The organism is Spirosoma endbachense, assembly GCF_010233585.1.
Taxonomy (GTDB): domain Bacteria; phylum Bacteroidota; class Bacteroidia; order Cytophagales; family Spirosomataceae; genus Spirosoma; species Spirosoma endbachense.
This window is the reverse complement of the sequence record NZ_CP045997.1, coordinates 1,516,209-1,527,418: the sequence shown is the minus strand read 5'-3', so window position 1 is coordinate 1,527,418 and position 11,210 is coordinate 1,516,209. Positions and strand designations below refer to the sequence as shown.

Here is an 11,210-nt window from a genome sequence, read left to right as displayed (position 1 = left end):
GCGGTTTACCTCCTCATCACAATCTAGTAGCCCAGTCAGTTCCTCTCGGGGTAGCTAGCTCGATCCGGTATGATTCAGCCGCCATCAGCCGAATTGCTGATTTTGGCCGGGTTTGGGGCGTGATTCGCTATTTTCATCCCCTAGCTGGTAAGGGCCAGTTGGATACAGACAGTCTGGTCATTGATTATCTAGAGCCCCTGCTAGCCAGTCCTACGCCGACGAGCTTCCAATGGGCGTTGACTCACGTATTTACTCGATTAGGTGATCCCCAGTCCGGCATCGTTATCTCAACTAGTCTATCGACCCATACGACTTGGTTTAAAGAGCGTCCAAACCTCGTTACTAGGCGTTTGCCTACGGGTGAATGGTACCTGGCGCTGTCTCAACAGGCTTTTCAACAGCCCATCCGAGCCGACTCGTTACTAGAGCAGCTGGCCAGTCAGTCGGCGGTGGTGATTGACTTGCGGAACGAACGGATTGATAATGCCCTGGGGTTAGCCCAATATACGCAGTTTGTCCAGCCGTTCATCAGTCAACTCATTGAGCAGCCGCTGGTGCTCCCTACCGCCCGCAGCTTTTACTACCACGGTCTGTTGCGGCAAGACTTTCCCGATGAGTTAAATCTATTACCGATCGAGAAAGATGGTCGAATGAACCAGCATTATCAAGTCTACTTTGGTCTGCGCAATATGTCGGAGGGTGTGTACCTACCCATGAACCCACTCAAAAAACGAATCAATACCAGGGTCTGCTTCCTAATCAATCGCTTTGTTAACGTCAATACGCTCAAAGCCGTCATGGCGCTGCATCACCGGCAAGGCTGCCGGGTTCTCTTGGAAGGAGATATGCCTGACTATATGTACGGAGAATCCTATCGAATGACCCTGGCCGATCAGGTGTCGGTTAAGATTAGAACGAGCGAAGTTCTGTATGAAGATGGTACCCTGGGCAGTGCTGTCGATCAACAGCTGAGTGAGCAGGCGGATACCTCCTGGCAGGCCCCCATGCTTCGGCAAGCGTGCCTCACTTCATTCCCCAATTTCTGGCGGCCTCCACGGACTCCCTCTATTTCATGGCGTTGATGAAGCTGACGGGATCGCTACGGGATGGGCATAGCATCCTGATTAGTAAACAAGGGGGGCGGTCACCCAGGGGAATACTGGATGGGAATCTGCCCATTGGCGTCAACGTGTTTGGTCAAAAAACGTATATCATTAACGTACTCGCTGATACCACCCAGGCTAATGCGCTGGCGCAACTCCAGCCGGGCGATGAACTAGTGCGTATCGATCAACAAACACCGGCTCAGCTAGCGGCTCAATGGTGGGACTATTTACCGGCTTCGAACCAAGCTGGTTTTGATCGGGAATTTTACATGAGCTGGTTGACAGTAGGTCGCTCAGGCAGTCGATCCCAAGTGACCATCAAACGGAAAGGTCAATACCAAACGGTGTGGCTTACCCGTATTGCTAGGGACCACTACTACAGTTTATGGGGCCAAACCGCGCCTAGTCCTAAACTGCCTCCCTACATGAGTCGTTTACCCGGCAATATAGGCTACTTACGCATTAATCGGCTTTACTCTTCGCAATTGGATAGTATCGCCAACTACCTGAAAGATTGTTCCGTCATTTTGTTGGATTGCCGAGGCTATCCTCGTGACAGCCAGTTCGGCAGTCAGCTGGCCTCCTACCTTGCCCATCAACCGGATACGGTGGCTTCCAATCGATTTCCTTTTCTTTTCAGTCCCAATTCCAGCCAGCAGTTAACGAGTACGGAGTACCAGATTATTCAACCTTCGCGCAATGTATTGCTAAAACATAAGCGTTATATCCTGCTGGTGGATGAAGGGGTGCAAAGCCAAGGAGAGGGTAACGTAATTGGTCTACAGGGGGTTAGCCAATCGATTACCGTGGGTACACCAACGGCAGGGGCCAACGGCATGGCTATTACCCTAAAATTCCCGGGTCAATATTTTAGTTTCTTTTCGGGCTTTGGCGAGTATTACCCCGATAACACCCCCAATCAACAACGAGGGGTCAAAATTGATCAACTCGTTCCCATCACGTTAGGGGGTTATTTAGGCGGGCGCGATGAGATCTATGAACAAGGCTTACGCTTAGCGAAGCAGCTAGTCAACGCACGGAACGATTAATTTTCATAGACTAGGCAAGTCAAAAGACGCCCGAATTTTGGATATCCCCTTGTCTCGCATAGGAGCCTTTTGGGAGACACGCACTGGATAGCGATTTACAGAGTTTTTAACGCTTGTACAGCTAACCTAAAACAATAACTATATAGGTAGTTTTAAATCGTAGGCTTCTTCCTTATCTCAAAGAAAGCAACTATGAAGACCACCTATTATTGCGTATTCTTCCTTCTGATCGGTGCCGGATGCGCCAGACAGCCTACACTCTCCGCCAACAGCCCATTCAATGTGACCAGTAAGCTCAACGATTCTACCTGGTACGGTACCGGTCAACTCTTACGTGTCAAGGAATCGATACAACGGCCCGACGATGGCAGGCAGTTGAACCTGCTGGTCTATACGGATATTGATTATCCAGGCATGGGGAGTGAGCCAAATCCTAACACGACTACGGGATGCCTTAACGGTGACTGTACCCGGACCCAGATCTTGATGATTTATAATATTCCCTTCAAAAAAGGTCGCACTACCCTTGCCAAGCTAAACAAACGTAGCCCTAATGAACAAGCAAACCTTTCGTATGTGGGCAATTCCGGCGGCTTAGCGAAACGCTATATCGACAAGGGAGCAGAGCCTAATTGGATCAGGGTTACGAAGATCAATCAGGCAACTGGTGTGGTAGAAGGGCGCTTTGCTCTTTCCTTTAAAGAAGATATGACCGTCTATAACCGGCTAGAGAATGGTATGCCAGCGACGGCTCAGTTCACGGGTGGCCTATTCCGGATTAAAGTCAAAGATGTAATCATGAAATAGCGAAGCTAATCCTGCCTTTCCAGGAATAATCTGAATCTGTTTGCAAACGCAATATATTATCGACAATCCCCGGACCTATGCCATCGCTTATAATCTTTCTAGCTGAGCACCCTATTTAAACAGAATCTGCTTCGTCTCAGGCGGGAGCGTTTAATGAGCCTGAATAAGATTAGCTTACTTTTTCTCGGCAATAGTCACCTAATGCGCCGACCATAGCCTTTTTAATTCAATTTGGTCTTGTAGCCGAGTAAGATTGTCTTTTGAGTTAATGCTGGCCCTCGTTAAAGAAACTAGCTTTATTTATTTCTTTTGTTCACTCTTTCACCCAATAGTTCCTGGGCTTTTTTTAATGCATTTTCTGCTTTTACTTCATAGTCAGGAATTACCCCAACGGCTTCCCAATTCGTGTTCGTCGTAGTGAATACGGGCCTTCCATAAGGCACGGTCATGATATAGTGATCGCTCACTTTCATTTCTCTGTAGGTATGGGCGCCACCAGCCGTTGTTTCTCCAACAACAGTGGCCCTTTTATGAACCTTCATCGCGTAACAAAAAGCTTCACTCGCCGAGAAGGTTTGCTTGCTGGTTAGGACTATAATTGGGACTTCCACAAATCGATGTCCTTCCACATTGGGCAGCGTCCAGGACTGTTCGATGGCCTGGGAGCCTCGAAAATGCCAGGTACATAAAAGTGTTTTTGGCGATAGGAAATAACTGAGCAGTAGTTCTAAGGTATAGGAATTACCCCCTCCGCGGCTTCTTAAATCAAGGATCAAGCCATCGACATGCTTTAGAAAAATAGAGCTAGCCATCATGACTGGCCCTGCCATTTCAGGGGAGGTAAACTTGGTTATTTTTAAATACCCAATGTTGTTTTCCAAAACGCTGGCTTCTGGCAAGCCGAAATTGCTTCTTTTCCTTTCTTCAAAATCGTTGGTATAGGCTGGAGATTTCGCTGCCTCAGACCACCTGATTCCGTTGCCAATTGACCACCTCCATATCATAGGGGAAAAGAATATAACTGGCTGATGAAAAGAAAAATAAGGTGGTCAGTACACCCCGAAATTACTTGGTCCGTCGATCTCGGAATCGGGTGGTCAATTTGTCGGTTCTGAGCCACTTTTGGTGATGATAGTATGTTCATAAAGTATGCTATCATCCCTCCTGTTGCCATTTCAACTTGAAGTGCAAACGGTAACTTCACAACCTAACCTGGTTATAGTAGCACTAACCATCAGGTGTCGGTTAAGATTAGAACGAGCGAAGTTCTGTATGAAGATGGTACCCTGGGCAGTGCTGTCGATCAACAGCTGAGTGAGCAGGCGGATACCTCCTGGCAGGCCCCCATGCTTCGGCAAGCGGGTCAACTCCTGCATGAGCCCCTACAGCCTTTGGCTCCAAATCCGGTGCAAAACATGGTTTATATTCGCCACCCTCAGTCCGATTATCCATCTAGCCAAACACCTGGTGCTGTTCTCCGGCTGCTAGGCTTGTTTAATGGGTGGAATACCATCCACTACTTTTCCCCCAATAAAGCCTTGCTCACCCTTTCCTGGGATAAGGCGCTGCCTCACTTCATTCCCCAATTTCTGGCGGCCTCCACGGACTCCCTCTATTTCATGGCGTTGATGAAGCTGACGGGATCGCTACGGGATGGGCATAGCATCCTGATTAGTAAACAAGGGGGGCGGTCCCCCAGGGGAATACTGGATGGGAATCTGCCCATTGGCGTCAACGTATTTGGACAGAAAACATATATCATTAACGTACTCGCTGATACCACCCAGGCGAACGCGCTGGCGCAAATTCAGCCGGGTGATGAGCTGGTGCGTATCGATCAACAAACACCCGCTCAGCTAGCGGCTCAATGGCGAGACTATTTACCGGCTTCGAATCAGGCGGGTTTCGAACGGGAATTTTATATGAGCTGGTTGACGGTCGGTCGCATAGGTAGTCGAGCCCAGGTAACCCTTAAACGAAAAGGTCAAACCCGAACGGTGTGGCTCACCCGTATTTCCAGAGATCACTATTACAATATATGGGGCCAAACCGCGCCTAGTCCTAAACTGCCTTCCTACATGAGTCGTTTAGGGGGCAATATAGGCTACTTACGCATTAATCGGCTTTACTCTTCGCAATTGGATAGTATAGCCAACTACCTGAACGATTGTTCCGTCATTTTGTTGGATTGCCGAGGCTATCCTCGGGACAGCCAGTTTGGCAGTCATCTGGCCTCCTACATTGCCCATCAACCGGATACGGTGGCTTACAATCGGTTCCCTTTTCTTTTCAGTCCCAATCCCAGCCAGCAGTTAACGAGTACGGCGTACCAGATTATTCAGCCCTCGCCCAATGGATTGCTAAAGCATAAGCGGTATATCCTACTGGTCGATGAGGGTGTACAAAGCCAAGGAGAGGGTAACGTTATTGGTCTACAAGGGGTTAGTCAGTCGATTACGGTAGGTACACCGACGGCAGGGGCCAACGGCATGGCTATTACCCTACAATTCCCGGGTGGCTATTTTAGTTTCTTTTCGGGCTTTGGGGAGTATTACCCCGATAACACCCCCAATCAAAAGCTAGGCGTTAAGATTGATCAGTTGATTCCGTTGACACTCGGGGGTTATTTAGGCGGGCGCGATGAGATCTATGAACACGGTTTACGCTTAGCGAAGCAGTTAGTCAACGCACGGACCGATTAATTTTCATAGACTAGTCATTTTAAAAAACGCCCCAATAAAGAAGCATCCACTCAATACATGAAGCATTGACCATACTTTGTCTTTTTAAAGGCTCGTTTAATTGGATTCAGGGGGCTTTTCTAAGGATGGCACTACCTGGGAAGCCGAGTCAGCCCAGACCTTTACACGCATCAAGTATTAAAAATAGCTAATTCTGGAAGAAATAGGTATCACGGGATGGATAGCCCCAGCACGATACATAAAAGCCTTTGCCAATCTTTATAAGGGCAAAGGCTTTTGTAAAACGGCTTACTCCCTGGGGGCTTATCGGCGGACTATACCTGGGGGCGATCCCAGAAAGCAGGCGGTTCTACGCCCAGGGTGCGTAGATAGACATAAGCCTGACCCCGATGATGAATTTCATTATCGATCAGGTAAAAAAGAAACCAGTAGATAGGTCCTTCGTACAGACCAAAAGCCTTGTCGACTTCCTGGAAGCGAGCGGGTGGAATCTGCGACCAATGGGCATTAATCGTCTCGGTCACCCGATCCCACTGCGCCAGTACCTGCTTCTTCGTCGTTGCTTTGGGTGGAGCCTCCGCCCCATCGCCAAATGAAGGCCACTGGCCCGAAACAACGCCCTGCATGCTCTGGTCGGCCATTTGCAGGACTTCATCAATCAGCGCCGAGCAAGGTCGCATGCCGCCCAGGGTATAGGAAAAGAAGTGCTCCTCGGGGTAGGCTTCGATCACCCGGCGGGTGAGTCCCCGGTGGCCCTGCCAATGGGCAAGAAGTTGCTCTGCAGAGAGGACGATCTGATCCATCGTTTGGCTAAGCTGCGCTGTGTTTTCCATGAGTTGCTATTGGTTGACGTTGTCGCTTGATTGACAACACAAAGAAAAGGCAGGAGGGTGACAGCAGTATGTCAGTAGTGAACCGGTCGACTGTAACTAATCAAGCACAGCAACATTATTTATGATGCTAGCTGGTTGAAGCGGTTGCAGGCCACAAACGCAGCCGCAACTAATACGACGAGGTACCCCCTCATGCCAATCAACGAAATTCTCCGCATTAGAAATTATTTTCAGCCGTAAAGGCAAAACGCCCTATTTATTAATAAGGAATTCTTAATCGTCTCATATGGGAGCTTTTTGGGTACTATGTACTAGATATATGATGGTTCAAGAAACGCCCCATTTTGAGCACGACTATAGTCTCGTATAGCCAAACTTAGGGCCCTAGTCTCAAAATGCCGTCTCACCAATCAAACGCAAAATCTCACATTCAAGCTGAGTTTGTGAGACACGGCTTTTATCCCGTTTCGTTTAGAGTTTTGTTTCTTCGTGTTCAGTCCGCCCCTGCCCAAAAAACTATATTGGGCAAAGGCGATAAGCTTACCCTTTGCCATAACTAATTCTATAGGAGGTACGATCGACATCGGCTCCATCCCGATTCAACTCCTCAACGATCATCCGTACATATTGCTCAGCTAAGCCCTGAGTCAGTTTATCCAGCAACGCCTGGTCAACTTCAATACTTAATTTTAGCGATAATTCGATCTGCTTAACGGCCATACTTAATAAGCTAGTTTAAGGATTTTCTCAAATGGGCATTGAGGCCAAGGGCTATACCTACTCAATCCACCCCGTTGTTAAAGGCCCAGTTTACCCGAGGCATTATGCTTACGAATATTGCGACGCCGATCATACCGCTGGATCATCGTCGTGGTTCGATGTTTAGTTTGATTCATCACCTCCAGATCATCCGCTCCGTTAGCTTTAGCAATGGTAACAAAACTGGCCCGTAGCGAGTGAGCCGTAAAGGATTCGCCCAATTGGTGCTGAACTAATACGTTCACCCACTCATCGGAAAGACGCTCCTGGGTAACTCGCTCCCCTTTTCGGATCCGCACAAATAAAGGGCCGTCATGCCGACCTACCACCGCTAGCCAGGCTTGAAGAGCTCCAATGGGGCAATACTCCACTTCACTGGCATACGTAACCGCTTTTTCTTCGACTTCTCCGAATTGATTGGTTTTGGAGCGGTCTAGCCGGATCACCATACCGGCATCATCAATCAAAATATGATTGACATCCAATTGGGCTAATTCACTGCGACGAAAAGCCCCGGTGAAGCCCAGCAGCAGAATAGCCCGGTTGCGTAAACCGGTTGGTGTGTGAGGTAAGGCGTCTATTGCCTGGCGGAACTGCTTGAGGGAAAAGTCAGGCGCCTGTTTTTGGCGCACAGTCTTTTTGAGCTTAAAGCCTTTCATAAAGACCTTGAACTGCTCGTCGGTGGTCGGCGAGTCGACTCGATGCTGGCGATGAAGTTTGGCGATGCTGGCCAGGTGTCGCTGGATAGTGAAGAAGGAACGCGAGCGTCCCAGGAAGGTAACATATTCGACTAAGGCAACCGCCGACAAGGGCGTTGGTTCGTACCCATTCTGTTGGCACCAGGCTGAATACTGCTTGAGGTCGGTGCTAAACGCCCGGTGCGAATTGGGGGAACCTTGCAGGCCCGCCCGCAAATACTCCCGGGCTTCCTGATGAATCTGTTCATCGACCCGCAGCGTCAAACTTTGCTCGGTGTCTGGAATGATCGTCAGAGCTTGGGGAGGGGTGTTGGATTGAGGCTGAGGCATAAGTTGGAAAGGGAAATACAAGCTTGAGGCTAACAAAGTTGAAAGGACTTCATCAAAGACATAGCCTTTTTGCAAAGATAGGATTACTCGTGATAATTGAACGTTATCACGAGTAACGAATTACCTAGTTAATTAAAAGCATCGATTTACCGACTAAATAGGTTTAACCCTTCCGCTTATCATGGAACATGTTCCACGATCATTTAGGTAATCCATTCGTGTGATATAGGCTATTTACGCCCATACTGGTGGCTTATCTACTTTAATCCGCTTAAATCAAATTAGAAAAGTAGCCAGAACGTTTATGCCGCTTCAGCCGAACTCGTTAAGGATGGCTAAATTCCACTTGGCTTTGTACCCATCAAGACGGTTGTCTCTAATTGTACTTTTACGCGGAAAAGTCGCCTGTAACCAAAAAATTACCAGACTATCGAAAGTATAATTATTTTAAGGGTGGAACTAAGATCGAGCACTGCTTTTCCTACTAGACAATAGGTAGATCCTATTGGCCAACTCGTGTCATTACGTGTATATTCATGCCTGATTTTACCTAACGCCTGGTCCGATCTATGACGCCTAAACAAACCCAACGGCTGATCAAAAAAATAGCCGATATCAAACGAGCCTTGGCCGCCGAAAAACGGAAATTTGGTGGCTATGATGATTCGAGAGGATTGCGTTATCTACCCACCCGCTATTATCTCCAGTTAGGGGATTACAAAGGCGGATTAGCCTATACCCGCTGGTTCGCCAAATCTTTTCCCGATGACATTGGCTTTCCAGACTTTCTTTTTGAATGGGCGGTGCTGCTTTTTAAAGGGAGCAAACTCGACATGGCTAAAGCGAAAATCTGGCAAACCTTCTGTGCCAATACGTATGTACTAGATAAGTTCGTTGGCCATCCCATTCAACCCCTCCCAAAATATGAGTGGTCAAACTTGGCTCAAGTTGGTTTCACCGAGTATTTCTCCTATTCTCATCAGCAAACCGATTTGCTTGATTTCAGCCAGTGGCTGGAGGAGTTTATGGCCAGCGAGTCCTTTACCACCCGAAAAGCACGTTACCTGATCATTTATCAACGTCTGCTCGTGGAAGAAGATCTAGAAATCAGAAACTATCTACGAAAGGAAGCGGATCAGCTAGAAAACGCGATTAAATTCTAAAAAACGTCTGTCTTACACCTGTAAGACAGACGTTCATTTTGTCTTACAAATTGTACTACTTTACATAAGTCAGGTGGCTATTGCAAAAGTCTGAAGGAGCTAATTTTGCCCCTCTGTGCATCCGTTATTTGACCAAAATTAGTATAAGTTGTGGGCCGATTTTGCCTGCACAACAATGACTCGTTTACTTTTGCAACCGCACCGGCGGCCCGGAGCCACTCAGATTATACAACAGAAGTAGGTATCACGTATGGCTAACTACATGAAAACTATCTGCTGGATTTTGACCCTGATTAACCTGGGGCTGTACTTGATCGATCCATTGCAGGAGAAGATCAATAAAGGATGGATCGTGTTACTGTATCTTTTAGTCGGCCCTGTTTATTTTTGGAAGAAACAACTGTTTTATCCATCGTTGAATATAATGCTCTTAGGGCTTATAACATATTATCTCATTAGAGGTTACGTAGCTTACTATATGGTTTACTTACAAGATCAACCTTACTATGCGTACGCCCGTTCTCATTATCGTTCTACTAGCCACATTTTGGCTGCCTCTTCAGGCGCAAACCGTTCAAACCGATTCGAGCTCAACGCCTGATCATTTAATTTACACAGTTGTCCAACAGCAACCCGAATTTCCGGGCGGCATGAGTAAACTGGGTCAGTACATCAGTGATAATCTACGGTATCCTAAAGCGGCTCAAGTAGCGGGGTTAGCCGGACGGGTCTTTATTCGCTTCCTCATTACTAAACAGGGTGCCATTGAGGGGGTAAAGGTTTTAAAAGGGGTTTCCCCCGAGATCGATGCGGAGGCCATCCGAATGGTGGCCACTATGCCCAATTGGGTTCCTGGTAAGGTGGATGGTCAGGCTGTCGATTGCTTTTATAATTTGCCCATCAACTTTTCTGTACGGTGAAGGAGTGCATCCTTTTGGGCGCTTCGATAAATGAAATGGCTATGGCATTTAAATTAGTCAAAGCCTTATTTACCAGAAAAGGGTATCAATAGGCTTGATTAACATATTCCTAGTGGATGTTGCAAAAGTCTAAACCATTCTATTTATGGGATAGCTGACACAGGTAGGGTATATCTGCCACTGGAGATAGTTAACTGGTTGTACATTAGTAAGTTGCCGAAAGATCCATGTTTTTAATGTTCGTTTTACAGAGTATATAACTTTGCAGTTTGGGGTATGTATAAAAGCGTGAAATCTTGATGCTTTTAAGGCAAGAAATACTCGCACTGGCGACCCGGCTTAAAGCAAAACCATAGCGAAATGCTGCTTTTGGAAGTGAATTTGAGTCGTTTTATAAGCCATTTAGTCAAACGGGTGAAATTGCCCCCAAGCGCAGGTAGTTAAATCTGTATAACTAGCTAACTATTAATCAATTATAGCCTTCACGTGGCGGATATACGGCAGCGGCCAACCGTCCCAAATGTGTTAAGTAACCCAAGATATAAAACATAGCTCCATCTCTTTTTAGTATACGATCTGAATAACCAGGTTTAGTCGGAGGAGCACACTATGATGCTCTGGCAAGAACATTCACTGAAATGATACCGATTTCTCCGAAAATATCTCCTAACTGAGCCAAAATACCAATAAATGAATAATTCTTTATTGGTTGACCTTTTCACGTACAATCGGGCTGTATATCAAGACAATAGCACCCTCCAGGCGTAGCCGATTGGCAACGGTTTTGAACGCTGTTTTTCACACATTTTTTAATTAAGTAGTTGTAGGTCAGCGGTTTGTTAT

At 47.1% G+C, this 11,210-nt stretch carries 10 protein-coding genes; 6 read left to right on the top strand and 4 right to left on the bottom strand.

Annotation, left to right across the window (positions count from 1 at the left end):
• The 3 genes from GJR95_RS05940 to GJR95_RS05930 all read left to right on the top strand — a co-directional run.
• Positions 1 to 1,082 (top strand): hypothetical protein (locus GJR95_RS05940; protein WP_198424810.1); only part of this gene is annotated, 1,082 nt, incomplete at its 5' end.
• Positions 1,019 to 2,155, top strand: a complete 1,137-nt coding sequence (locus tag GJR95_RS05935; RefSeq protein ID WP_162385001.1) for a S41 family peptidase — start codon at positions 1,019 to 1,021, stop codon at positions 2,153 to 2,155. The genes GJR95_RS05940 and GJR95_RS05935, both read left to right, overlap by 64 nt.
• Before the next feature lie 192 nt (positions 2,156 to 2,347).
• Positions 2,348 to 2,962, top strand: coding sequence for a hypothetical protein (locus GJR95_RS05930; RefSeq protein WP_162385000.1), 615 nt, complete (start codon positions 2,348 to 2,350; stop codon positions 2,960 to 2,962).
• A gap of 296 nt (positions 2,963 to 3,258) precedes the next feature.
• On the opposite strand, the gene GJR95_RS05925 is transcribed toward GJR95_RS05930, so the two are convergent.
• Positions 3,259 to 3,843 (bottom strand): S41 family peptidase, encoded by a 585-nt coding sequence (locus GJR95_RS05925; protein ID WP_162384999.1) that lies wholly within the window; start codon positions 3,841 to 3,843, stop codon positions 3,259 to 3,261.
• Between the two features lie 357 nt (positions 3,844 to 4,200).
• Here GJR95_RS05925 and GJR95_RS05920 point away from each other — a divergent pair, with 357 nt between their 5' ends.
• The gene (locus GJR95_RS05920) at positions 4,201 to 5,664 is read left to right on the top strand and encodes a S41 family peptidase (protein WP_162384998.1); all 1,464 of its coding nucleotides are present in this window, start codon (positions 4,201 to 4,203) and stop codon (positions 5,662 to 5,664) included.
• A 314-nt stretch (positions 5,665 to 5,978) separates the two neighbouring features.
• Here the strand turns inward: GJR95_RS05920 and GJR95_RS05915 are convergent, their stop codons facing one another.
• From GJR95_RS05915 to GJR95_RS05905, 3 genes are all read right to left on the bottom strand, one after another.
• A complete protein-coding gene (locus GJR95_RS05915) occupies positions 5,979 to 6,497 on the bottom strand; it encodes a DinB family protein (protein WP_162384997.1) in 519 nt (172 codons plus the stop codon).
• A 540-nt stretch (positions 6,498 to 7,037) separates the two neighbouring features.
• Positions 7,038 to 7,217, bottom strand: a complete 180-nt coding sequence (locus GJR95_RS05910) for a hypothetical protein (RefSeq protein WP_162384996.1) — start codon at positions 7,215 to 7,217, stop codon at positions 7,038 to 7,040.
• Positions 7,218 to 7,294: 77 nt separating this feature from the next.
• Complete coding sequence (locus tag GJR95_RS05905; RefSeq protein WP_162384995.1) at positions 7,295 to 8,284, bottom strand: site-specific integrase; 990 nt, start codon at positions 8,282 to 8,284, stop codon at positions 7,295 to 7,297.
• 569 nt (positions 8,285 to 8,853) lie between these two features.
• Here GJR95_RS05905 and GJR95_RS05900 point away from each other — a divergent pair.
• Both GJR95_RS05900 and GJR95_RS05890 read left to right on the top strand, forming a co-directional pair.
• On the top strand, positions 8,854 to 9,447 hold the full coding sequence (locus GJR95_RS05900) for a hypothetical protein (RefSeq protein ID WP_162384994.1): 594 nt from the start codon (positions 8,854 to 8,856) through the stop codon (positions 9,445 to 9,447).
• 506 nt (positions 9,448 to 9,953) lie between these two features.
• Entirely contained in the window at positions 9,954 to 10,367 is a 414-nt protein-coding gene (locus GJR95_RS05890; protein ID WP_162384993.1) for an energy transducer TonB, read from the top strand.
• The last annotated feature ends 843 nt before the right edge of the window (positions 10,368 to 11,210 follow it).